We start from the raw sequence: 24,593 nt of genomic DNA, 5'->3' as shown, positions 1-24,593 counted from the left end.
TTCCTTTCATTTGTAATATAGAAAATACCGTAATTATTCTAACATATAGGATAAATTAACCTATGGAGCTAACAAATATTCGTTTCAACTGTTTCGCCTAATTTCTTTATAAAAACTCATTACTATTAATATCATAACGATCATCGTGGGCAAAGCAGCAATAATCGCAACTGATTGAATATTATTCATATTACTGTGACTCACTAATAACGCAGTGGGGAGTATCATAAAGGCAATGGCCCAAAATCCACGTAACAACTTGCTTGGCTCCTCGTCTAAACTCAACTGACGATATGAATACTTAGAAATAACCATCGTAATCGAGTCAAAGACAGTTGAATACAATCCAATCATTGCTAGTGCTAATAAAATTAGTGCCAGACGATACTGCGGCAAAGTTTTCATGATCAGTAAAGCTACATGTGCATAGCTATTTCCAGAAGCAATTAAGTGACTAACATTAATCAAATGATGAATTTGACAAGACATCCCAAAGTTACCCAGAATAATGAACGCTAAGAAAGTACCACCTAATCCCCAGGCATAGGCACGTATAACAACATCGCGAATAGTTCGTCCTTTACTGATACTACCAATGAAGAACGGAGTGGCAACACACCAAATAATCCAGTACGACCAATAATAAATTGTCCAGTTTTGAGTAAAGTCATGGTTTCGGGTGGTTGTTGCCATTCCAATAAAGTTTTGAGTCAAGTTACCAACTGCTTGTAGTCCCGAATCTAAAATAAAGTTGGCATTCCCACTGAATAATAATACATATAGCAATAATCCAATAAAGAAAGTGTAACAAATAGCGCTTAACCGGGAGATTGCCTTCATCCCCATAACCGAAGCAATGAGGTATATCAGTACTACAATAATTATTAGAACAAGCGATAGTCTAGTAAGACTATTAATATGAAATAAATGGCCGACAACTGCCGAAAGAAGCGGCATTGACATGGAAAAGGTCGTCGCAGTCCCTGCCAGCAAAGCAAAAATAGCGATTAAATCAATTAATTTCCCCAAAATTCCATCAGTATATTTTCCCAATATTGGACGACATGCTTCAGAAAACTTCTGTCGCTGATTCTTAGTTACAAACAACATATAAGCAAACGCAACTGCTAACATGATATAGAAAGACCATGCAATAGGTCCCCAGTGAAACAGTGAATAAGTTAATGACCATTCCATCACGTTACCTTTACTTTGAATAAATGGTTCTTGAGCATACATCATCCATTCACATAGCGCATAAAAAATAATATCGGCTGACATTGTTGAGGTAAAAATCATTACTCCCCACCGAAGATTTGAGTATTCAGGATGATCATCTTTGTTTCCTAATTTTTTATGACCAATTTTAGAAAAGGCTACGTAAAGAGTACTAAGAAAGAAAAATAGCCCCACTAAAATATAAATAACTGTTAACTGATCATTAAAGAAAACACGAATGGAAGTTAATATGTGATGTGCCGATTGAGGAAATTGTTCCAAAAGATAGCTGATCATCACAATAGCTAAGATTGGAATAAGGACTAATGACCAGTCAATTTTTCGTAGATTACTTTTAATCATTTATTATTACCTAACTCAGTATTTAACCGATCTAACTGTGCTAAACTATCTACTTCAATGATGTCACCAGAATTAATCGGTAGCAACTTCAGTTCAAATTGATCTGCATAGTCAAACATTGCAATATCATCCCAGTAAATATCATAATGATGCAACTGCTCAAATTCTATCTCTAGTAATTTTTTCAGTTGCCCACTATCTTTAGCATTCCACTTAGACAAGCTATACAAGCGCCAACCATGATCATTACCTTTACGGTCACAAGTTACAACATTGTTTTCAGCATCGACATGCATAATCCATTCATCGGTAAAAGTATTAATAGCAACCCCGGCGTATCCTGATCCTTGAAATTCTCGATTCAAAATACGTGGATTCATAATAACTTGGTCGCCATCCAAAATAACCGTATTACGCAGTTCATGACGAGCAACATACAACGATGAAATATTATTGTATTTTTCATAGTATGGGTTATTAATTAACTTAACGCCTGGATACTTATCAACCAGGTAATTGAATTGATTTGCTAAATACCCAACGACGATGGAAATATCTTTAATATGATTAGCATGTAGTCCTTCAATGACAGATTCAATCATAGGTTGACCTGCCACTTTTACTAATGGCTTAGGTGTTTGATATGTTAACGGACGCATTCTCGTTCCAAATCCAGCGGCCATAATGATTGCATTATCAATCGTTGTCATATAACTATCCTTTCAAGTATTTGAGCACTTTCTTGCTATATTCCTTTGCATAACGATATTGAGCTAACGAGTATTCACCAAAATCTAAGCCCAAGGACTGTTTGTATTCACACCAATTGCTCCATAGCAGCCCACATATAGCAATATAGGCATAAATTTTAATTTTATTCTGTTGACTAGTCGATTTTCCAAAATAAATATCGATAAGATGATCAATTTGTTCTTGATTATACATTGAATAAATGGCAAACATTGCCACATCCACATCAGGGTCCTGCATACCAGCATATTCCCAGTCAATCAGAAATTCGTTACCATTCCGATCAAACACAAAGTTATCAGCGTTAGCATCGATGTGACAAAGAGTCCAGTCCTTGTCTAGTTGATCCACGTAATTTAATAGTTGGTCGATCCGACGCTTCACTCCTGCATAATCACGATATGCTGAAGGAGCTTTACGTAGTTTTTCATACATATTGATCTGTGCCCTTAAATCAAAAGTATGATCAACTTTTAAATGACTTGCATGCATCTTATTCAGAAGACGCATACTTTGTTGAACTTCTTTCCAATTATTAGGGTCACAATTGTGAGAATGTTTAATGAATTTGGTCAGCTTATAACCATTTTCTGGGTTCAAATATAAGGTTTGTTCAACGTACGGTAAGTCTTTTATTACCTGGTAAACATCATACTCTTGTTGACGGTTAATGAGTTCCTTTGTCCCCGCCCCAGGGATTCGCATGATATATTGATCACCTTGACAATCAAAAATAAAGGAGCGATTCGTCATTCCCTTCTTCAAAACTCTGATATCATGAATCTCCGTATTCTTAACGCCTAAAGTATTCACAATTGCTTGAATGGCATCGTTTCTGAGATGATCAGAATTACTATCAAGATTTCGTAATTCTTCATAGGAGTTGATCTCTGCAAATTGATTGTCTTTGATTAAATAACTATTTAATTTAAAGCGGTCGCCACCTATTAACAAAGATTCCCAAAATTCATCCAGTCTTGATTGTTGAGATATTCGTTTGTCTAACTCTTGCTTTACACGGTTACCAGTTTCCGCATTCAGATATGCAATGCCAACCATTTTATTACCGCCCGCGCCAACGTACTTAATTGTTCCACGATTGGTCACTTTCCAATGACTGTCTTCATGTTGATGGTCAGAAAACATGTACCACGGTTGATCTTCTACCTCTGAAAAAGGATTGTTCTTAAGCCAAATATCACAAGGTACAACATAACTATTATTCAAATGTTCCTTAGCAAGGTATAGAGAATAAATATTGTTCCATTCGTGATAATGTGGATTTACGATTAATTGAACGTCATACTTATCAATTAAGTACTCATAATGTTCCTTCATAAATCCAACGACAATGTATATCTTTCGAATGTTTTTAGAATGCAGTTGTTTAATTAAACGCTCAATCAGTGGTTCTTGATTAACTTCTAATAGTCCCTTAGGCTCCTCAGTATTAATCGGCACCATGCGCATACCAAAACCAGCAGCTAAAATCACTGCTTGCTGGGGATGATGACTGGTGATGTATTCTCGACCAGTACTAGTCAAAGCAAATTGAGCATCAACTAAACCAGTTTGTTTTAATTCATTCAAAACATGATTAGTTTTCCCCAATGACATTCCCAACTCTTTTGCTAGCTCCCGTTGGGTAATATCAGGATTTCTTAATTTTAATTGCATTAAGTCAATTAGGCTTCTGTTCATTTAATCAGTTTCCTTTCAAATGATGAACAATATGATTGTATCATTTTTGTCATGGACACTCAACACGCTAAGGATCATTATGAGTTAGTTATAAAAAGCATATGGTGAGTAGTTATTTCCCTAATCTTTACTAATTGTATGATAACTATAAAAGCAGCTTACGCTGTACGCGGTAAGCTGCTTTCCTGACAATATCAACCGTTTGATCTTCAAAAAATTAAAGCTCCCATTAAAAGATAGCAGGTATATACTCGTCAAGGTTTAATATCGTTATTCAATTTGATTAATATGAAATCAAAAATTTAAGACACAGCTCATTCCTTGACGAAAAACTAAAATGAAAATTTTTATAGTGCCAAATAAAATCAAAGTATAGTATCCTCATTTACCAGACTTGATTTGTGGCATAGTTAGCCTCTCAAATAACGATCTATTCTACAAGCCTAGTTCATTTTTTAATTTACTATATGCAGAATTTATATAAAATCCTTGTCTCATTTTCCTACCAATAGTAATTGCGTTCTTTTTCATATTAGTAAATTCTGCTTCTGAAATTGAATCCAATAAATGGTCTAGCTCATTCAAGTTGCCAACTGTTTTACCAACTTTATTTCTTAAAATAAAATCTGCAATAGCCGCATGTTTCCATACAATGACTGGCAGCCCTGTACTCAAGTATAAAGAAGTCTTGTGTGGATCATTAAATCGCAGGTATTGTCCATAACTACCCGAACATGTTTTGGTAGATATGCCATCCCAGATTAATCCAAAATTAAAATTCATCATTTTTGGAAGCTCTTGTGGTGTGTACTCACCTTCATAAATAACAGATTTTGGTAAGGTAAAGTTCGCATTGGGCCCAAATACATGTAGCTTATTTGATAAATTCAGACTTTTTAAAAACATTGACTTCGTTAAATTACCTGCATAACAAATTGTCTTGTTGTATCGAAATTCATCATTGAAAGGTTGAGGATTATCGTAGTCCCAAATCCTCAATGATACCATTGGAATTGTTATACCTGTTTCAGATAGTAGCCCTTGCATTTTAGAGTTTAATACGATTAATCCATCAGCCTGATTTAAAAACTGTATTTCCTTTCTTTTTTCTTCTAAATGATTATTGTCATTATGAAAACGGAGCACTTCTAAATCATGTACGAGCAAGATTACCTTTAACTTTTTGTTGGACATTGCTGCTTTCATCCATAAATTACGTATTAGATTTTTTCCAGACGGATATTGTATTAACAGACTCCCATTAAGTTTAGACAATCTTTGTTTGGCAAATATAGATGTAATTATCTTTCCAAATTTATCGCTTGGAGTATCAACTGGTATAACCCCATTTTTGGATAAAAAATAAACAACATCACTTTTAGCTTTAACACCACCAGTATTTCTCGCACTATCATGCCATGATAATATATAATTATTTTTCATTAGTAAGCACCTTCAAAAAATATATCAGAATTAAATAACATATTCATTGTAATAAAAAAGTAGGGTAATTACACCCTACTTTTTAGCTCTTCATCAACCAGTGTTAACAGGCAAGTATTAATCTGTACCAATGAAATTGATCTGGTTCAGTCATCCGATATGGTGATCCTTTTTATTTGGATTAGATCTGATGACCAAAAATTAAGTAAACTCTAGATTTAAGCAGTATGATGTGTTTACCAATATGAAAGCGATCGTTAATAATTTTGGCATGCGTAAGAGCCTTCTTAATAAACTAATCATAGGCAATGTTCATGTTTTATTTGACGCGACAACGTGCATATGTTGACAATGCTTAAGAAGACTATTAAGTTGGCAACTTTCTAACAGTTCTAGTAAATACCGTTGGTCACTATTAACGGCAATAAAACTTATTTTTGCACTGCACATCGATTTAAACTCATCAATACAAAGGGTTCGTAGTAAATAATTTAATCGGGTTGAAACCGGACGTCAAAGTCTAGTAGGACTTGTTAGACCGAAGCCTCACTGACAAATAGGTCGCAACATTTTTAATATTTTGAATGCGGCTCAATTGCAAAACAATCTCACTTTTCAGGCCTATACTGATCATACATTTATCTTCAAAAAGATAGCTATTAACGTTAAAGGATTTATGGCAAATCGAAGCAGTAGAAGCGCTGGGTCTGAACCACCAAAGTTAATGATTGCACTTGGAACTGACCATGTTTATGTTTAGATGAATAAAAAAAACCATCCCCCCGGTTAAGCCATCCACATTGGGGCAAACTCGCGGGTTATGTGAGGGTGTGCAATTAATCTAAGCTAGATGATCCTGTTAACTACAATATACTTAAGCCAGTTTTGCTGGAAACAAAGATGAGTGCCTGCAAAAAGAAGTGAGTTCTTGTACCATGATCCATGGGTGTTATCTTTTTTTATGTGTGATCTAGCGATTGCATTATATCAGAGGGTTAATTTCTTTTTGCACTTTAAACTCAAAAAGTCTGGTATTGGTATAGAAATCAATTTGTTCTATATCAACACCAGACTTTTAGATTTCTTTTTGTTAGTTTACTGTAATAGCCTGTCCGGCATATTCACGAGTAAATTGGGAAGTCGTAATCCAGCCTTTAGCACCATAATCATAGGCATTCCAACCAGTTGATCCTTGAGAGGCATAGTTATAGCAACAATCATAAACTCTAAACCAACCATTTTGATAGCCGACAATTACTTTACAGTGATTATGATTCCAATACAAATTCTCATACCTAGAGTAACCATAATATAAAACAGGACGACCAGAATTAACCGTATTAATAATATCCTGTACACTGCTCCCAGAAATATTAGTCACTGATCCATCAAAATGTCTAGCCAAGTCTACCAATGAGTTAGGTTGAATTACAACGCTAAATCCAGCGCCAGAATAAATATTACCAGCTTGACGTTGTTGTAGTAATGACAATGCATAGGGAATATTAATATACTCCTTAGGACTTAACATAATTGCCGTAGCAAAAACTGAACATCCTTCAGCCGCATATGGCGAAGAAAACTGTGAGTACCACTGTGGGAACCATAAACGGCCACTATTGTCCGCGTGATAAGTCCAGCCATTCACATTAACCCAGTGGTTTTGGTACATATAAGCATTTTTCAAGTCAAAGAAATATTCAACGCCATTGATAACATGGTATCCGACATAGGCATAAGCATTAGACGGATCAAAGTAATACCAATAGTTATTGATATATTGCCACCCCGTCTTAGCATAGGCATTAGCTAAATCAAAATAGTACCATGCACCTACTGCTGACTGATACCATCCAGTTTGAGCAGCTCCATCATGGTTTAGATAATACCATGCACCAATTGCTGATTGATACCATCCAGTATGGGCTGATCCATTATTTGAGAAGTGATACCAATGATTATTTACTAATCGCCAGTCATTGTACACAAATTTGTTACTATTCTTATCAAAGTAGTAAGTATCATCGTTTATAACATTTAATCCATTGTTTAAATTTGAAGTTACGATTTCTCCGGTAGTGGGATTAAAAGTGAATGAACCTAAACTATCTTTTTGAGCACCAGTTTGATTATCGTAGTATACCAATAATCCATTGCTATCAAGAAATAATCCTTTAATCTGGTGTCCTGAACTAGGGTCAAAGTAATATCTGTTACCGTCTATTAGGTTATTCCCTGTTACCATCTTACCGGAAGATGGATCTAGGTAGTAAGTATTACCATTAACGTTTTGCCAACCTAATGATTGTGCTTCATTACTTTGGAAATAATACCAACCATTATTAATCCATTGCCAACCGGTCTTCATTGCTCCAAAATTCCCATCGTGAGATTCATTGAGGAAATAAGTTTGACCATTTATTTTATGAAACCCGGTTAACATTAATCCATGATTGTTAGTGTCAAAGAAATACCAGTTATTACCAATATTCTGCCAACCCAAATCAGTCCATGTCTGAACAGTATCGAAGTAATGCCAACCATCTTTGAGTAATTGCCAACCTCGCAACGTATTCCCATTGCTGGAGTCTCCATAATACCAATGATTATTTACCTGATACCATCCAGTTTGAACTTGTCCTTTATCACTCAGATAATACCAGTTATCTGCCGGAGTATGTAGCCAACCTGAGTCAGACCATGCATTGGTTGGATCAAAATAAAACCAACTGTTATCCAGTCTTTGCCAACTAGTTAAAGCCCATGCATTGGCTGGATCAAAGTAATAATTAAAACCAGATGTAGGAGATTTGAACCACCCAGTCTGAGCAGCACCATCTTGATTAAAGTAATACCACAGTCCTGCAGCTGACTTATACCACCCAGTTGTCGCAGCCCCTGAATTTTGGAAATAGTACCAATTATTATTAACATTTTGCCAACCAGTTTTCATGGCGCCATAAGTGCCATCATGCTGATCATTTAAATAATAAGTATTATTATTAATTTTTTGTAAACCAGTTTCCATTTTGGCACTATCTTGATTCATGTAATACCAATTATTATCAATGGAATTCCACCCAGTATTGATTGAACCATTATTGAAATGGTACCAATCATTTCCCTGAGTCTGCCAGTTATTTGCAGTTTGCCCCTTGGTATTTTGATATGTGTTGTTATCCTGACGGTTATAATCATTAACACTATCAGGTAACTGACTTGTAGTGCTATTGCCGGTCGAAGCATCCGATACTTGTTCAGTAGTATTAGTATCTGAGGTGCTTAATTCATCTGATGCATTAGCGGTAACAGTAACTGTACCCACTCCAAAAGCAACAATAGCCGCTGTTAGCCATAATTTACCAGCTTTATAAAGTTTAAAATGCTTTTTCATGTTCTTCCTTCCCCATATAGTAATTTATAACCTCCTTAATATATCACGAAAGTCAAGACAAGAAAACTGCCTGATTGTCATTATAATTTAACATTAGTGAAATTAAGTAATAACGATCAAATAGTATAATAATCAGTTAGATCATTTTCTAGGGGGACAATTTTGAGTTACAAAAATCATATTTACTTTGCTTCAACTTTAGCATTACTGTCTTTGTCTACAGCGCTATTCATTAATAATAATGCCAAAGCTGACGCTGATTATAATACTGTTACAACTCAGCAAAATAATTCTACAAATACCATCAATACAAATAATGTACTAGTTAATAACTCAAACACTACTAGTGCAACTGCCACGACCCAATCTGCATCTGCAGTGTCAAGAGCTTATGATGGCACACCTATAATTCCTATTGGCAATTCAAATTATCCACGAGTAGATGCTGTTGACGTTTCAGGATTTCAAGCTGGGTTAACTTACAATAACTTTGTTAGCTTAAAAAATGCGGGCGTCAAAACTGCGATTGTAAAGTTGACAGAAGGCACCTATTACACCAATCCATATGATGGTCAGCAAGTTACTAATGCCCGAAATGCTGGATTAAACGTACAAGTTTACCATTACGCCAAGTTCAATTCATGGAATGCGGCAGTTTCTGAAGCTAACTATCTTGCTAATGAAATGAATCATCTTGGACTTAGCAGTAATACAATGATCTATGCTGATATGGAAGACAACTCCACTAAATATGTGGGGATAGCCAATAATTTAAATGGCTTTTGGCAACAACTAAATAATCGTGGATTTACTAACCATGGTGTCTATGCCTCAACTAGTTACGACGCTACCTATAACGTAAGTTCCACTGTTGGTCGTAACCGCACCTGGATTGCCCAATATCTCTATAATCCAACGTATTCGACAAATCAAAATTATGGTGCTTGGCAATTCAATTCACATGGCCGCATTGCTGGATACAATGGAGATCTAGATATTTCAGTAGACTACCATGGACTTTTTGGATCAATTAGTACTTGGAAATATAATAATGGTTGGCAGTATGAAGTAAACGGTCAAAATGCTACTGGATGGCAGAATATTAATGATAATTGGTATTTCTTTGATAATAACGGAACTGCAAGAACCGGATGGTTCCAATCGCCTGCATCAGGATATTGGTACTACTTTAATCAAGATGGTGCCGCTCAAACTGGTTGGCAAACTATTAATAATCATAGCTACTATTTTGATCCTAATAACGCTTGGATGTTGGCTGGGCTCCAGAAAATTAATGGAAACTATTATAACTTTCAAACTACCCATGATGGATTTTATGGGGCAATGAAGACTGGTTGGCAGAATATTAACGGTCATCGTTACTATTTTGATAATACAGGTAAAGCTGTTACCGAGGATCAATACATTGAAGGACATCTTTACGAATTTAGCTCTGATGGACAACTAATAAAAGAATATTAAACCAATTGAAAAGAGATCAGATAAGCGTCATGCAACCTATCTGATCTCTTTTTTAATTTAATTTATTAACCTTTGAATAGTTTTAGCTTGCCTATCAATACTGAATTCCCGTAATGCAGGGTCGATTCCTCTTCTATCATAAATACCAATTGATAGTGTTCTATCTAATCTGTCTGACCAGTGTTTAGCATTCAAATCATTCATCTTGAATATATAATCAGTAGCAAAGATCTTAGTAATATTAGTATTAGAAGCAAATACTGGTAATTTACTAATTTGTGCCTCTAAAGCTACTAATCCAAAGCCCTCATACTTACTTGTAAACAAAAGAGCATCCATTGCTGAATACCAATAATAAATATCAGGAACAAAATCTTTTTGAATCACACATTGGTCTAACTTGTATAGACTTATCTTTTTATGAAGTTCTTGTTTTAACGGCCCCTTCCCTAACATAACAAATTTACTGTTGGGATATTTTTTGTGATATTCATGAAAAACATCCAATGCAAATAATGGATTTTTACGTTCCTGTAGTACCCCTACAAATCCGATTAATTGATCATCTTCTGACAAGTCTAATTTATGTCTTATTATAAATCGCTGTTCTTTTGAAAAGGCAAACTTTGCCAGATCCATTCCATTTGTAACTACATGAACATTATTAGCATTATCACCAAACATCCACTTACCTGCTTGAATGGATGTTGCAATTTTCACATCCGCATTTTTATTAAATACTGTCTTACCATGATTATTTAGCACATTTAATGCTTTCATCATAATAGGATTAGAGAAAACGTGACTATAGTATGAATTATGGGAGTGGCAAACAATTTTTCCTGAATGACCATATTTTCTCGCATAAACCAATGGCAAATAGTTCCATGAAGAAGAGTAATTAAAGTATACAATATCGTAATGATGAACTTTGAAAAAATTTCTCCACCATTTCCAATGTATAATTGGTTTATTCGTAACAGGAACAACACGGTATAATTTCCATCCTAGTTTTGCACATTGTTTATCAGTAAAATCGGTAGGATCCTTACCATACGCAACAGCTTCAATTTGGTATCCACTTATGGGAAAATGTTTAAAAACATTATATATAACCTGAGTAAGGCCACTTCCACTAATAAAGTCCCCGACAACTAATACACGTTTCATTTGGCTTCTCCTTACTATTAAGGCAACATCTTGCGCAATTTATCAGAATATGGGCTCTCAAATTTACGACCAAACATTGCATTGCTCTTTTCAATATTTTCATAATCACGCTCATCCAAGATTGCCGGAAAGCTATTATGAACATGCTCCCATTTGATAAAGCGATGATAGTCATAGTCTAAACGAGGTATAAATTTTGGAGAATTACATAATATAGTTTGTACCCAAAACTCATCTGAGAAAGAACCAGTCTTCAACATTTTACGAAAATTGGAATGATTATTAAAATATTGTAGGCAATATTGAACTGCATCACGTGGCAAGTCACACCAATTAGCACCACTATAAATTTCCAGATCAATACCTAATCGTTTGAACTTATTAATTCTTAATAAGTGCTGAGCCCAGATACTTAAGCGATTATAAACTTTACCAAAAAATGATCTCCTATTGATTACATCAAAGGGATAATAAAATTGTTGCCAATATATAATATCATCATGTCCCTTACGACAACCCTTCGCTTTGTAATACCTCAAATAAATCTTGTCATTATTTTCATAAAAATTAAAGATTTGATCAACCGGTTTTAAAGGCCAATCTTGACCCGAAATCAAATGTACATAAGTGATATCTGGATATGCCATCGCATGATTCATTAGTTCAACCGCAACTTGACCAATAGACCAACTGCCCCAGTTCACATTTACTTTAGAAAAGTAGTCAACATCAAGATTATTAAGCATCTTCCTTTGTAGTTGACTCACACTGGTCTTTTTATCGAAATGAATAATTACTTTAAATTTTCCACTTAACTTTTTTGATAATGCAATGACTTGATCAACGTCTTTATGAGCAATAATTAAAACTGCCTGCATTTTTGTATCCTCAAACTTTTACCTTAACCATGCCTTAAGGCAATGATTAACTTGCTTACTTTTTGGTGGAACATCCATATAATCATCTCCATAAAGATCGGTAAGATATTTATCCCAACACTTCATGGTATCAAACTCATGCCCTTCAAAAGAAACTTTCGTACTTTGAAAATAGTCATCAGTAGTTAGAGTTTCCTTATCATAATCACCCCACATTACGTCTCCTATCCAACCAGTTTCATGGAAATCGTAGGTTTGAGAAAGCCTATTCAAAGTTCGATTAGCCCGTTTTAGACCATAAATTTTAGCAAAAGGTATTACTAATGGTTTTAAGATCTTTTTTGCAATTGATCTTCCTTGTCCTACCTTAGCAAAGCTTAACATTTGGAGCTCTCTGACAACTGCTATTTTACGATACAAAGTCTTTTGTTGTTGTTTGTCTGCCGGTAAGCCATCCATTGGGAAAACATCAATCCACAAGTAATCGGCTTCATCATTCTCAAATTGCTGACTCATTTTTGTTTGTAAATCAACTACTTTAATGAACGGATAGCTTGAATCATGAAATTGAAAATCTGTTATCTTGTAATGCCCATTGAACACACTGTGTTTTTTTGCAATATTCATTACTTTATTATAGCTGTCACGATCCATACATACATCAATATCATCATCCCAGGGAATAAATCCGTGGTGTCGTACTGCGCCCAACAATGTTCCAGCACAAAGATACATTTTTAGATTATGATCATCACAAAATTCTTGATAATTGATCAATATGTTTAATAGTCGTTCTTTTATCTCTTTATGAGTTAGTTCTATCAAATTCACTCATCCTCTATATGATTGATTACGGAAGTATTGTCCTAACTATTTTCGACCGTTTTAATATCAAAATAGCAGTAGCCATTACTATATATGCAAAAATTGGTAAAACAAAAATATGAATAGGGTTATTAAGTACTCTCAGGTATTGATCCCATCCTTTAACACTAGCATGAAATACTAATTTATCACAAACAGCATAAAATAAAGGATGCAAAATGTAAATACCTAGGCTGGCTCCTGATAAAACAGTAAAGCAATGTAAGACTGATTCTGATTTTATCTGATTCCCTAGGCGCTTAATTAATAAAACTATTGCAACTGAATAAAAAAATGGACCTATATTCCTAAACAATGCAAGTTTCCCCTGGATTAATGTGTTAATAATTCCCATTAACAATGTTAACACGCCCACGAGAATCAAAATATTCTCAGTCTTGTGCGAAAAATAGTTTATCCTAATTAAATAACCAGCAATAAAGTATCCTAAGTACGAAGAAGCCAGTAATGGTTGATTGATATACTCTGTATATAATGATAAGTGTGTAAGACCTTCCACATAACTAATTCCATCATTAAAGACAAACCAAATAACGACTACTGAAGCCAGAAGAGCCTTATGTTCATGAATTAGCGTTGAGAAAATTGGTGTTGCCAGATATAGTGCAATAATGGCATAGAAAAACCAAAAAATATTATTTATCTGATTATGAGAAAATGCATAAATAAAATCATGTATCCCAGGATGAGAATGAAATGATGGACCAGGGAATGCAGTATATCTTGTATCATATATGTAGTACAGAAGTGTCCAAAAAGCAAAAGGTACTACAACTCTTTTAAATCTATGTATGAAAAAAGATTTAGTTGTCTTACTTTCTCGATAGTCTAATAAAGTTGCACCTGAGTTCATAAAGAATATATACACAGCAGGAATACAAATTGTCTGTACCAAATTGGTTGCTAAAAAATATGAGTTAGTTTTATCACCAAAATGAGCTAATTGGGCGGCATGCATAAGTAAGACAAAAAAAATTGCCATACAATTTAAAATATCTATATAATAAAATCGTCTTTTTTTTATGTATTTTCCTCATTTAAAAAGGGTACGTGAATGTAGTTCCACGAACCCCTTTTATTAATTCATACCGTTTTTAATAATTTGCAGTGGATCAAGCCAAGTCCCATTGTTGTTGAACGAGTTTGCTAAAGCAATATTGAAGTTATGTTGACGAGTAATACCAATGTGAACGTGAGATGTGTTACGAACACCAATGACGTCACCAGTATTAATATGTTGTCCTTCTTGAACATAAATGTTGCTGCGGTTAGCAAAGGCTTCCTGATAAACAACCAAATATTCACCAGTATCCACAACGCAATACCAATCTAATCCAGCAGTGTAACCAACAATCTTAACTGTGCCACCATGAATTGCGCGAACTTCTGAGCCAGGATGGTCATATGAACCAAAGTCTAGTCCATCATGGAATCCATTCATTCGAAATTCACCACCAGGATGAACACCAAATAATTGTGCTCCACTAAAGGATCCTTCCCCATCTTGTGGGAATGGCCATGCCCATTCATCTGCCCAGGCACCATTTTCATTAAATGTGTAAGCCTTACCATTAATGGTTTGTGTACCCGTTAACATCCAAGCATTCGTAGGATCAAAATAGTACCAACGACCATTGATACGTTGCCATCTAGTATCCGCCCAAGCATTCGTAGAATCAAAATAGTACCAAAAACCAGACGTTGGTGATTGGTACCAACCAGTATCCGCCCAAGCATTTAATTCGTCAAAGTGATACCAAAGTCCAGAGTTAGGTGACTGGTACCAACCAGTTAGAGCATCAGCATTAGTTGAGTCGAAGTAATACCAACGCCCTGCCTCTGAGTGGTACCATCCTGTATTTGCCCACGCATTAGTTGGGTCAAAGTGATACCAATGGTTATTAATATTTTGCCATCCAGTATCTGCCCAAGCATTAATTGGGTCAAAATAGTACCAAAAATCAGACGTTGGTGATTGGTACCAACCGGTCTGCGCTGCCCCATGCGAATCAAAAAGGTACCACAATCCCACCTGTGACTTAAACCAACCGGTATTTGCCCAAGCGTTTGATTCATCAAAATGGTACCATTGGTTGTTTATACTTTGCCAACCTGTTAATGCCCACGCATTATCATTATCAAAATAGTACCAGAAGTTTGATGACGGTGACTGATACCATCCTTTTTGAGCAGCTCCATCTTGATTAAAGTAATACCACAATCCCGCCTGTGATTTAAACCAACCGGTCTGAGCCTTACCATCCTGGTTAAAATAATACCAGTTACTGTTATCTTGTTTCCAACCATCATTAAATAATTTATGGTTAGATGAGTCATAGTAATACGTACTATTGTTTACATTATTAATCCCATTAACGAAGTTACTCGTATCAACTAAATGCTGATCATTTTCAGTATCTACATTGGTGAGCTGGTTTTGGCTTGATACAAATTGTTTTTGGTTATTAACCGTCTTCTCATTATTGTTGTTATCTACCAGCTGTGTTGTGTTAATTGAGTTGTTATCAGTAGTATCAGCATGTGCTGAGGTCATTTGGATACCTGTAAAGATTGCAATTGAAGCAATCACGGCAGTTACCCATTGTTTCCCTGACTTATACAATTTGAATCTTTTACTCTGACTACTCAAAACGATTTGATTCCTCCTAAAAATTTGGGACGAGTGTTAGATTTAAATTTCTATTAAATATTAATCTAATTGAATACAAAATCCAGTATAAGAGAACCATACTGTTCCCTCAACTGGATTCATACGTTTATTATCAAAATGTAAAAGCAACGTCACACAACTGTAATACAGCTCATTAAGACTTATTCTTATTTAACATTTGCTTTGCCTTGGCTAGAATACTAGCACGCAAAACAAAGAGCATTGTCAAGTACATAAATACGCCGACGGCGACCTCTAGGATTAAATTTGAAATAGTCATCTGGATAGTTTCATTAATTCTGTACACGACTAAGAACATAATCATACCTGCGACTAGATATTTCCAGGTTTCACGAAACATTTTGCGTCGACTAATAGTTTTACGAATCATTACCATCTGAGCAGCAGTAACTAGAAACTCAGAACCGACTGTGGCAAGAGCAGCACCGTTGGCACCCCAAGCCGAAATCAAGAAAATATTAAAAACAATATTGCTAACCGCACCAATAGTAACGGAAGTCGTAAACTCTTTAACACGATTAACAGGCATCAAATACTGAGTCCCGGTAACATTACTCCAAGCAATGAAGACGATTACTGGAGATTCAATAAACATGATATCACCAGACATCTGAAATCCTGATCCTAGAAACCAAGGAGCAAATTGGTGAGAGATGGCCATTAAACCAAACATCATCGGAATAGAAATTGACGACACAAAGTCAAACGAGGCATAGAGACTATTTCGTACCCCCTTAACGTCTCCTTTAGCAAATTGATTAGCAACGTGCGGTAACATGACTGTCCCAGTTGCAGTAACAATCGCTAGCACGAACTTAACAATCTTATCTGACTGACCAAAGTTACCTAAATCAGCTTGGGTGGCCATATGTCCCAGCATAATCCGATTTAATACTAGGTATACCTGCGTTGTAATCGTTGGAATAAACAACAGGAGCGATGGGTAAAAGTGCTTAAATGGTCGCCACTGATGAATAGGTACCCAGGTTATATTTCCCCTAAGGTATGGCCAAAGAGTCAAATTACCAATTAATTGTGATCCTCCCAAGATCAAAATATAGATACTCAAATCCGCAGTGGATTTAACAAAGGTAAAAATTAAAACAACTGAAGCTAGCTTAACAAGAGCATTCCGGACTACTGTTACCTTAAAGTTTTCCAGTCCCATGAAATACCAAGAAACATCGACTCCCGTAGCGATAATCCACAAGCCTTGCATTAAGAAGTAATACTTAAAAGTAGTACTAAACAGAAGAACAGCCGTTAAATAAGCAATAAGGGACAGACTAATTGTTAATACTTGTAACGACTCAATTTCCCAAAAGGTTTTTGATCGTTGAAAAATGTCATCTCGATGATAGGCAATTTCTCGATTTCCATAGAGGGTGATCCCCATTTGTCCCATCAAGTAAAAGAATGTAACCCAGCTATTAGTATATTCATTAATACCAACATTATGTGCTCCTAACACACGAGCAATATATGGAACCGTAATTAACGGTAACAACATGTTTAGAATCTGATAGCCGGCATTATAGAGATAATTTTTAATTACCTTCATTACTAATTGTCAAACTCCTTATCAACAGTCTTTAATGCCGCTGCAATAACTTGATCCATGTTGTAGTAGCGGTATTGACCTAAACGACCACCAAATATAACTTGTGGTTGTTTCTTGGCTAGCTCTTGATATTTAGTATACAAAGTATTATTGCGCTGATTGTTTACTGGGTAATACGGTTCATCTCCACGGTGCCAATCAGCCGGGTATTCACGAGTGATAATTGTCTTATCCTTATCACCTTTACCAAATTCAAAATGTTTATGTTCAATAATCCGCGTATATGGTGTTTCTGCATCGGTGTAGTTAACAACCGCGTTACCTTGGTAATTACCAGTATTTAGTTCTTTAGTATCAAAGCGAAGGCTGCGATATTGTAGTTCACCCAACTGATAACCGAAGAACTGGTCAATCGTTCCAGTAAATAAAATCCTAGGATATTTTGAAAGATAGTCCTGTTTATGATCAAAGAAGTCAACGCCAGTTTCAACGTCAATCAAATCACTGGCTAACATTTTCTCAACGATCTGGGTGTAACCACCAATTGGAATGCCCTGATAGTCATCGTTAAAATAGTTGTTATTATAAGTTAATCGAACTGGCAGACGGCGAATGATGAAAGCAGGCAATGCGGTTGCCTTTTGCCCCCATTGCTTCTCAGTGTAGCCCTTAATGAGTTTTTCATAGATATCACGCCCAATGAGAGAAATAGCCTGTTCTTCGAGATTTTGAGGTTGTTTTCCAGCCATTTCTCGACGTTGTTCGTCAATCTTGGCTCGCGCTTCTTCCGGCGTGTGAGTACCCCACATTTCATTAAAAGTATTCATATTGAAAGGCAAGTTGTAGATTTGGCCTTTATAGTTAGCGATTGGACTATTAGTATAGCGATTAAACTCAGCAAATTGGTTTACATATTGCCAAATATGTTTGTTAGAAGTATGAAAAATATGGGCACCATATTTGTGGACTTGAATGCCATCCACTTCTTCTGTATAAACGTTGCCTGCAATATGGTCACGCTTTTCAATCACCATAACATGCTTGCCACGCTTGGCGGCCTCATAAGCAAAAGTTGCACCGAACAAACCGGCTCCAACAACTAAATAATCATAATCACTCATTATCTGTTCACCTTTGATATAATATTAATTTTCGACTATTTTAATAGTTTGACGTTCTTTTATCAACATTGTACAATGCGGATATGTTTAGATTAATTGTCATAGACTTATTAAGTTTATCAATGATATAATTATAATGCTAGTCTACTATTAATATCCAGATTAATTTAACTTTCAATTTATAGGAGAGAAGTTACATGAAAAAGTTTAAACAACTGACTGTTTCCGGAATTTTATTATCCGTCTTAGCTTTAGGATTAGCTGGTTGTGGTAATAACACTAATCATAATACTAGCTCTTCATCTTCTAAAGATAAGACAAGTAAAGTTGTCAAAAAGAAAACAACTACCAAAAAGAAACAAGCAGCAACAAAAAGTAGTAGTTCTGCTTCCAACAGTTCAGCTGTAACAACTGAAAATTCAAGTAGCGTCAGTTCTTCATCTAGTAGTACCACAAGTAAACAACGTCAATTAGGCTTAGGTGATACTGCTACATGGACTGATAGTAATGGTGTTACTCACCACGTTGATAGTGATGGAATGGATCGCCAGACAATCGCTGGTAGTTCTCAAGTAAACTATGCAGATTGGTCAGGGCCTCTACCAAGTAACGCTCAAATTAACCGTAATTAAGTAAAAAAGCATTTCCAGTTTTGGAAATGCTTTTTTAGTATTGTTCAATTGCTTTAACTGCTTGTGTCGAATAGTAACCACTGCGAATCTGTCTTGCTAACTTAATTGCATTAAGCTTCATTTTCTTGTAATCATCAGCAGTTATATTAGTTAACACATCATCTAATTCTTCAAGACTGTCTACAGTCATTCCAACACAGTGTTCAACGATAAAGTCAGCCAAAGCCGCTTTCTTCCAGATAATTACTGGAATGCCAGTACTCAAATAAAGAGAAGTTTTATGAGGAGCATTGTAACGTAAATAATTACCATATTTACCATCACACGTATCCACCGATGATCCATCCCATACTAATCCAAAATTTTCCGATAAATGTTTAGGTAGTTCATTCGGTGAATAGATCCCCTTATAAACCACACCATGCTGATATTGACTGCTAGGATGTGGGCCATAAATATCTAACTTAGCCTTATTTAAGGATAACTTATTAAGAAAATCCGACTTAGCTAAATTACCAGCAAAACAGATGCTGTATTGATATTCTCCGTCTGATTGAACAGGTTGTGGATTTTGGTAATCAAATATATCTAAATCTACCATTGGTACTGAGATACCGTGGACAGATAGCCAGTGACGCATCTGAGAATTATGAACAATTAAACCATCGGCCAAGTTGAAAAGTTCCCTTTCTGATGCTAAGTATTCATCATTTCCAACAGATAACCTGAGTGATTCCACATCATGAATTAAAAAATAGAGTTTCTTACTATGTTCACGCATTTTTGGAATCATTCGTTTCATTATATAAGAGGAATATGTCGGGTATTGAAATATCATTTCATCATAGTAATCATGGTGAAACAAATTAGGAATGATAAAGGACCCATAAAGGAACTTTTTAAATTTAGAATGAACGTCAAAATGTTGATGGACAATTTGATACCCTTCTTTACTCATAAAGTAGTCAAAATCAACCTTAGCCTTTGGACCAGCATTATTGTTTTCGTTATGTTCATCAACTGTAAAGATCACTTTACTCATTTGAGGTACCCCTATTTCCCAAAAGTTCTAACAGTAGCTATAACAAGGCTAATGATCAATCCCAATAGTCCACCTAATGCTAAACCAACAATCGCATATTTCTTTGCACTTGGCTTAGTCGTACTATTAACGTTATTTTTATTGGCCCTTGCAAGTAAAGTAACCTGACCGGATCCCGGTTGTAATTTTGGCAATTGTTGTTTGAATGACTGAGAAACCGCGTTAACAATTTGAACCGAATCTTTAGGAGACTTTGTCTCAACCTTAACATCCATCACTAACGATTGTTGACTAACCTTAGCACTGACTACGTCTTGGATATCGCTAGTTGAGTACTTCGCACGTAACTTCTTCGGCAAGTTCTTACGCGCCTGCTTTGCAATAATGTCATTCTCCACAATATCTTTATAAGTTGGCATCATGTTGATGTCATTATTTACCACAGAGTTTGTGCCATTTTCATTATTGGCTTGGTATCTTTCGATATTGTGAGAAATAACTACATCGCGATTAGCAGTATAAGTCGTTACTTTACGTTTTTTGGCTGAGTAACCCATTAGCGCTCCTCCAACTAACGCACAAACAACTACGATTATAATTTCCTTACTGTACTTCTTAACATAGGTACCAAATGTATAATGCTTCATGATGTTTCTCCAATCTTATTTTTAATTTGATAATAACACTGGGCAAATAATGCTAGTAAAAACGGATTATACGTAATGTCAATCAACCGTTGCTCGACTACAGCACTAATTGTTACAATAACTAGAATACTAGCTAACGCAAAGTCTTCCTGCCTAATAGACAGCCAAGATATGGCAGACAACGCTAGTAAAATCAATATAAACATAATAATACCGTACAAAATGATAATTCTTAAAAAGGACGAGTCAATGTAAAAATAACTGCTACTATCATTACTATTGGCCAAATGATGACCTGCATTACCACCAAACCCGTTTTCAACAACCTTTTGGCCAAATAAGGTTAGATGATACTTAATAAATGCAAGGTGACCAAAGTATAAGCGACCAGACAAAAGGCTGTTTAATTTCTCCATTGAAGCATTATTTGGATGATAGAGATAAGCTGTTAAAACAGTAATATAACCAGCGATGATAGGCAATATCCAATAAAAGATAGCAATAGTACGTGCCCATAGATGATGCTGTCTAGCCAGTTGACCAATCCATATTATTGGAACAGTTAAAATGATTGCTCCAGCACCTAATCGCGCATCACAGAACCTTTCTACACCAACCGCTAAGGCCAAAAACGCAATGTTATCCACCCAGCCAATTCGGCCAAAGTGAAGGTAACAATATGCTAAAACTAAAAATAGAACGTGAGCAGCAAAGTCAGTTGGATAGATAATTCCGAATGACTGTCTTATGGAGTGAGATCCGCCGCGATAAAAAATTAAGTTCTTAGTTAATCCCAATAATGAAGTAAAGAAAGCAAAGGATAACATGACTGTACCAAGTACGAAATATAAATAAATAATTCTTCTCATACTCACACCATGCGCACCTAAAACAAATATACCCATTGGGAAAAGGATAAACTCCCCTGATTTACGCCAGCAAATCACTAATAACGCTAAAAGTAGTATATTAATACACCAGCGTTTATGTTCATTAAAATCCAAGATAATGATCTTAAATAGCACCATTACCAACGGAATGAAGGATAGTTCATGTAAAGAATGACTGGGGATATAGTCTGTATACGTAGAAGTCAGAAAAAAAGTAATAATGAAGTATATTGAAAACGCAACTTCATAAATTCTCGAACCATCAAGAGGCCAATTTTCAATTTTTTTAACTTGTCCTAGCACTTCCTACGGCTCCTTTACTTTTTTTCTTTCACAATATACACCGGTCTATGTTTGGATTGCATGTATATTTTTCCCACATAACGACCAACGATCCCCAAACACATTAATTGGATTCCACCAAGTAACAACATGATGCAGACCAAAGAAGCCCATCCGAATGCACTGCTTCCTGGTTCAACAAAATGACGGATAATCACAACAATCAATCCAATAATTGACACAAAAGCTGAGAAACCACCAAACCAAGTAGCAATTGAGAGTGGAGCCTCCGAAAAATCTATAATTCCGTTGAAAGCATACTTAAACAATTTCCATGTTGACCAATCGGTTGTTCCTGCAACTCGTTCCACATTTTTATAAGGGATATACTTAGTTTTAAAGCCAACCCAGTTAAAAATACCTTTCGAAAAGCGGTTATATTCAGTTAAAGACAAAACAGCGTTTACCATTTGTCGTGTCATCATTCGGTAATCGCGAGCACCATTAACAATTTTAACGTCAGAAATTTTGTTGATAACATCATAAAACTTATCACTCAGGAAAGACTTTAACTTAGCTTCACCTTTACGATCGGTCCGTCGCGTACCAACACAATCATATTCACCAGAAATTATTAATTTATACATTTCTGGTAAATACTCTGGTGGATCCTGCAAGTCCGCATCCATCACAACCACGTAATCACCATTGGCAGAACGCAAACCAGCATACAAGGCTGCTTCTTTACCAAAATTACGAGAGAAGGAAACATAGTGCACCCTGTCTGAATTTTGAGAATGTATTTTTCTCATCTCTGATAACGACCGATCACGAGACCCATCATTAATAAACCAATATTCAATCGTTGGTTCCATTTGATGGACAACTTTCTCAACAGCATCAAAGAATAATGGAATAGATTCCTCTTCGTTATAACAAGGAACCACGATGGATAACAAACTCACAGTATTCTCCTCTTTATTTAGGCATGTCCTGTAAACTTACGAAGGACAAATTTGCCGCCCTTCTTAAACCAATTTGTATGTTCCATAAATACGTATTTGACCTCAACAGTCTGGTATTGAGAATGTTGATCCAACCACACGTCCAACAGCAATTCACTAAGGAATCCGTATACACGCTTTTCATAGGTAGAATAAGTGCTGATATCAATTCTCTTTTCAACTTCTGATAAGACATCAAACATCCAAGTACAATACTCGTCCAATGGCTGTTTCTTCATAATAAACATGTTAAACATGTGCGCCCAAGTCCTTTTCATCACCTTGTTAAATGATGATACATACTCAGGATACTTTTCTGCAATCACTTGCCGCATAACATTAAATGGCTCATGATGGTGAGCATGAAGATAGTGAGACTCATTTGTTTCGATATAGTAACGACGCTTTGGCGGCAAAATGATGTCATTATTGGACAGTAATTGTTGAACCTGCTTTTCTGTTAAAACTGAGTCTAACGATTTACGATGGTTTAGGCTTAGGTAACGACGATAATGCACTAATCCCATTGCGTCCACATCTAAATTCTTCCATCCCCAATAAATTGCGGTCAATTCATTGTAAGTCGGATTCTTGGAAGAAATATTATCACCAGTGTTGTCACCCTGAAAGGTATGATTAACGTCTGGGTGAATCTCCTTACCAACAAAAACCGGTAAATATAGTGGATCAGTTGGCATTTTGTAATTCTTATGAGCTGCAACTAATACTTTTACTTTCACAATAATTCCTCTCAATATTAATAAGCTGCATTCGGCTTAATCATTACTTTGACAGTTTCAAACATGATCTTCAAATCCAGCCAAATACTACGTTCATTGATATACGTTAAGTCAAGTTCAACCATTTGATCAAAGTTAAGGGCATTTCGTCCTCCCACTTGCCACATACCTGTAGCACCGGGTTTGACCATCAACCGTTGTTTATCATAATCAGTATACTGATCTACCTCATATGGCAGTGGTGGTCGAGGACCAACGATGGACATCGAACCACCAACCACATTCAGCAATTGTGGTAATTCATCTAAACTATATTTACGGATAAAACGACCAACCGATGTAATCCGCGGATCGTTTTTCATTTTAAACATTGCACCCTTAATTTCATTTTGCTCCTTAAGCTTTTCGAGGAGTTCATCGGCATTGGTAACCATCGAACGAAACTTAAACATTCGAAAACGACGCCCGTCCTTACCAACCCGCTCCTGAGTATAGAACACGGGGCCATGCGGATCATTAATTTTAATGGCAATCGCAATAATTAAGAAAGTTGGACTTAAAATCACCACAGCCAGAAGTGCTGCAACAAAGTCAAATATCCGTTTAATGGTGCGATAACCATACTGATGATTTAATTTTTGTTCATCAACTTTGATATTTTTCATGATTTTTCTCTTTTTCATATGTAGACTTATCCT

At 35.8% G+C, this 24,593-nt stretch carries 19 protein-coding genes and 2 pseudogenes; 2 read left to right on the top strand and 19 right to left on the bottom strand.

Annotation, left to right across the window (positions count from 1 at the left end; genetic code table 11):
• Positions 1–84: 84 nt before the first annotated feature.
• The 5 genes from FD27_RS07775 to FD27_RS07755 form a co-directional block, all read right to left on the bottom strand.
• A complete protein-coding gene (locus FD27_RS07775) occupies positions 85–1,581 on the bottom strand; it encodes a BCCT family transporter (RefSeq protein WP_057752300.1) in 1,497 nt (498 codons plus the stop codon).
• On the bottom strand, positions 1,578–2,291 hold the full coding sequence (locus tag FD27_RS07770; RefSeq protein ID WP_057752297.1) for an NTP transferase domain-containing protein: 714 nt from the start codon (positions 2,289–2,291) through the stop codon (positions 1,578–1,580). Before FD27_RS07770 ends, FD27_RS07775 begins: the two co-directional genes overlap by 4 nt.
• A 4-nt stretch (positions 2,292–2,295) precedes the next feature.
• A complete protein-coding gene (locus FD27_RS07765; protein WP_057752294.1) occupies positions 2,296–4,032 on the bottom strand; it encodes a phosphotransferase in 1,737 nt (578 codons plus the stop codon).
• A 435-nt stretch (positions 4,033–4,467) separates the two neighbouring features.
• Positions 4,468–5,475 (bottom strand): glycosyltransferase, encoded by a 1,008-nt coding sequence (locus FD27_RS07760; protein WP_057752291.1) that lies wholly within the window; start codon positions 5,473–5,475, stop codon positions 4,468–4,470.
• Positions 5,476–6,565: 1,090 nt separating this feature from the next.
• Positions 6,566–8,869 (bottom strand): KxYKxGKxW signal peptide domain-containing protein, encoded by a 2,304-nt coding sequence (locus FD27_RS07755; RefSeq protein ID WP_057752287.1) that lies wholly within the window; start codon positions 8,867–8,869, stop codon positions 6,566–6,568.
• 162 nt (positions 8,870–9,031) lie between these two features.
• Here FD27_RS07755 and FD27_RS07750 point away from each other — a divergent pair, with 162 nt between their 5' ends.
• Entirely contained in the window at positions 9,032–10,351 is a 1,320-nt protein-coding gene (locus FD27_RS07750) for a GH25 family lysozyme (protein WP_057752284.1), read from the top strand.
• Between the two features lie 57 nt (positions 10,352–10,408).
• Here the strand turns inward: FD27_RS07750 and FD27_RS07745 are convergent, their stop codons facing one another.
• The 8 genes and pseudogenes from FD27_RS07745 to glf all read right to left on the bottom strand — a co-directional run bounded on the left by FD27_RS07745 (position 10,409) and on the right by glf (position 18,658).
• The gene (locus tag FD27_RS07745) at positions 10,409–11,521 is read right to left on the bottom strand and encodes a glycosyltransferase (protein ID WP_057752281.1); all 1,113 of its coding nucleotides are present in this window, start codon (positions 11,519–11,521) and stop codon (positions 10,409–10,411) included.
• Positions 11,522–11,538: 17 nt separating this feature from the next.
• The gene (locus tag FD27_RS07740; RefSeq protein WP_057752278.1) at positions 11,539–12,399 is read right to left on the bottom strand and encodes a beta-1,6-N-acetylglucosaminyltransferase; all 861 of its coding nucleotides are present in this window, start codon (positions 12,397–12,399) and stop codon (positions 11,539–11,541) included.
• 18 nt (positions 12,400–12,417) lie between these two features.
• A complete protein-coding gene (locus FD27_RS07735) occupies positions 12,418–13,224 on the bottom strand; it encodes a LicD family protein (RefSeq protein WP_057752275.1) in 807 nt (268 codons plus the stop codon).
• A 25-nt stretch (positions 13,225–13,249) separates the two neighbouring features.
• Positions 13,250–14,278, bottom strand: a complete 1,029-nt coding sequence (locus FD27_RS07730; protein ID WP_268872920.1) for an acyltransferase — start codon at positions 14,276–14,278, stop codon at positions 13,250–13,252.
• Between the two features lie 84 nt (positions 14,279–14,362).
• Positions 14,363–14,983: pseudogene (locus FD27_RS09075) on the bottom strand (peptidoglycan DD-metalloendopeptidase family protein); the annotation flags it as partial.
• A 117-nt stretch (positions 14,984–15,100) separates the two neighbouring features.
• Positions 15,101–15,934, bottom strand: a pseudogene (locus FD27_RS09070) (KxYKxGKxW signal peptide domain-containing protein); the annotation flags it as partial.
• Positions 15,935–16,109: 175 nt separating this feature from the next.
• Complete coding sequence (locus tag FD27_RS07720) at positions 16,110–17,537, bottom strand: oligosaccharide flippase family protein (RefSeq protein WP_057752266.1); 1,428 nt, start codon at positions 17,535–17,537, stop codon at positions 16,110–16,112.
• A 2-nt stretch (positions 17,538–17,539) separates the two neighbouring features.
• Positions 17,540–18,658 carry a UDP-galactopyranose mutase gene (gene glf, locus FD27_RS07715; RefSeq protein ID WP_057752263.1) on the bottom strand — a complete coding sequence of 373 codons (1,119 nt, stop codon included), beginning with the start codon at positions 18,656–18,658 and terminating at the stop codon, positions 17,540–17,542.
• A gap of 197 nt (positions 18,659–18,855) precedes the next feature.
• On the opposite strand from glf, the gene FD27_RS07710 reads away from it, so the two are divergent.
• Positions 18,856–19,290, top strand: a complete 435-nt coding sequence (locus tag FD27_RS07710; RefSeq protein WP_057752259.1) for a hypothetical protein — start codon at positions 18,856–18,858, stop codon at positions 19,288–19,290.
• 34 nt (positions 19,291–19,324) lie between these two features.
• Here FD27_RS07710 and FD27_RS07705 read toward each other — a convergent pair whose 3' ends face one another.
• The 6 genes from FD27_RS07705 to FD27_RS07680 are packed head-to-tail and all read right to left on the bottom strand — an operon-like array spanning position 19,325 to position 24,578.
• Positions 19,325–20,332, bottom strand: a complete 1,008-nt coding sequence (locus FD27_RS07705) for a glycosyltransferase (RefSeq protein ID WP_057752255.1) — start codon at positions 20,330–20,332, stop codon at positions 19,325–19,327.
• Positions 20,333–20,343: 11 nt separating this feature from the next.
• Positions 20,344–20,979 carry a YveK family protein gene (locus FD27_RS07700; RefSeq protein ID WP_057752252.1) on the bottom strand — a complete coding sequence of 212 codons (636 nt, stop codon included), beginning with the start codon at positions 20,977–20,979 and terminating at the stop codon, positions 20,344–20,346.
• Positions 20,976–22,172 carry a hypothetical protein gene (locus tag FD27_RS07695; protein WP_057752249.1) on the bottom strand — a complete coding sequence of 399 codons (1,197 nt, stop codon included), beginning with the start codon at positions 22,170–22,172 and terminating at the stop codon, positions 20,976–20,978. Before FD27_RS07695 ends, FD27_RS07700 begins: the two co-directional genes overlap by 4 nt.
• A 14-nt stretch (positions 22,173–22,186) precedes the next feature.
• Positions 22,187–23,116, bottom strand: coding sequence for a glycosyltransferase family 2 protein (locus FD27_RS07690; RefSeq protein ID WP_057752246.1), 930 nt, complete (start codon positions 23,114–23,116; stop codon positions 22,187–22,189).
• A gap of 17 nt (positions 23,117–23,133) precedes the next feature.
• The gene (locus tag FD27_RS07685) at positions 23,134–23,895 is read right to left on the bottom strand and encodes a DUF4422 domain-containing protein (protein ID WP_057752243.1); all 762 of its coding nucleotides are present in this window, start codon (positions 23,893–23,895) and stop codon (positions 23,134–23,136) included.
• A gap of 17 nt (positions 23,896–23,912) precedes the next feature.
• Positions 23,913–24,578: a sugar transferase gene (locus FD27_RS07680; protein ID WP_235803033.1), complete on the bottom strand. Its 666-nt coding sequence runs from the start codon at positions 24,576–24,578 to the stop codon at positions 23,913–23,915.
• Between the last annotated feature and the right edge of the window lie 15 nt (positions 24,579–24,593).

Origin of the sequence: Limosilactobacillus frumenti DSM 13145 (genome assembly GCF_001436045.1) — a bacterium.
GTDB classification, from domain to species: Bacteria; Bacillota; Bacilli; order Lactobacillales; family Lactobacillaceae; genus Limosilactobacillus; species Limosilactobacillus frumenti.
This window is presented reverse-complemented; position numbering and strand designations above follow the sequence as displayed.

Excerpts from the sequence above, each read along its gene's own strand:
- FD27_RS07710 (WP_057752259.1), top strand. The coding sequence starts at position 18,856 with ATGAAAAAGTTTAAACAACTGACTGTTTCCGGAATTTTATTATCCGTC.
- FD27_RS07760 (WP_057752291.1), bottom strand. The coding sequence starts at position 5,475 with ATGAAAAATAATTATATATTATCATGGCATGATAGTGCGAGAAATACT.
- FD27_RS07775 (WP_057752300.1), bottom strand. The coding sequence starts at position 1,581 with ATGATTAAAAGTAATCTACGAAAAATTGACTGGTCATTAGTCCTTATT.
- FD27_RS07680 (WP_235803033.1), bottom strand. The coding sequence starts at position 24,578 with ATGAAAAAGAGAAAAATCATGAAAAATATCAAAGTTGATGAACAAAAA.
- FD27_RS07770 (WP_057752297.1), bottom strand. The coding sequence starts at position 2,291 with ATGACAACGATTGATAATGCAATCATTATGGCCGCTGGATTTGGAACG.
- FD27_RS07700 (WP_057752252.1), bottom strand. The coding sequence starts at position 20,979 with ATGAAGCATTATACATTTGGTACCTATGTTAAGAAGTACAGTAAGGAA.
- FD27_RS07740 (WP_057752278.1), bottom strand. The coding sequence starts at position 12,399 with ATGCAGGCAGTTTTAATTATTGCTCATAAAGACGTTGATCAAGTCATT.
- FD27_RS07745 (WP_057752281.1), bottom strand. The coding sequence starts at position 11,521 with ATGAAACGTGTATTAGTTGTCGGGGACTTTATTAGTGGAAGTGGCCTT.
- glf (WP_057752263.1), bottom strand. The coding sequence starts at position 18,658 with ATGAGTGATTATGATTATTTAGTTGTTGGAGCCGGTTTGTTCGGTGCA.
- FD27_RS07705 (WP_057752255.1), bottom strand. The coding sequence starts at position 20,332 with ATGAGTAAAGTGATCTTTACAGTTGATGAACATAACGAAAACAATAAT.
- FD27_RS07765 (WP_057752294.1), bottom strand. The coding sequence starts at position 4,032 with ATGAACAGAAGCCTAATTGACTTAATGCAATTAAAATTAAGAAATCCT.
- FD27_RS07755 (WP_057752287.1), bottom strand. The coding sequence starts at position 8,869 with ATGAAAAAGCATTTTAAACTTTATAAAGCTGGTAAATTATGGCTAACA.
- FD27_RS07720 (WP_057752266.1), bottom strand. The coding sequence starts at position 17,537 with ATGAAGGTAATTAAAAATTATCTCTATAATGCCGGCTATCAGATTCTA.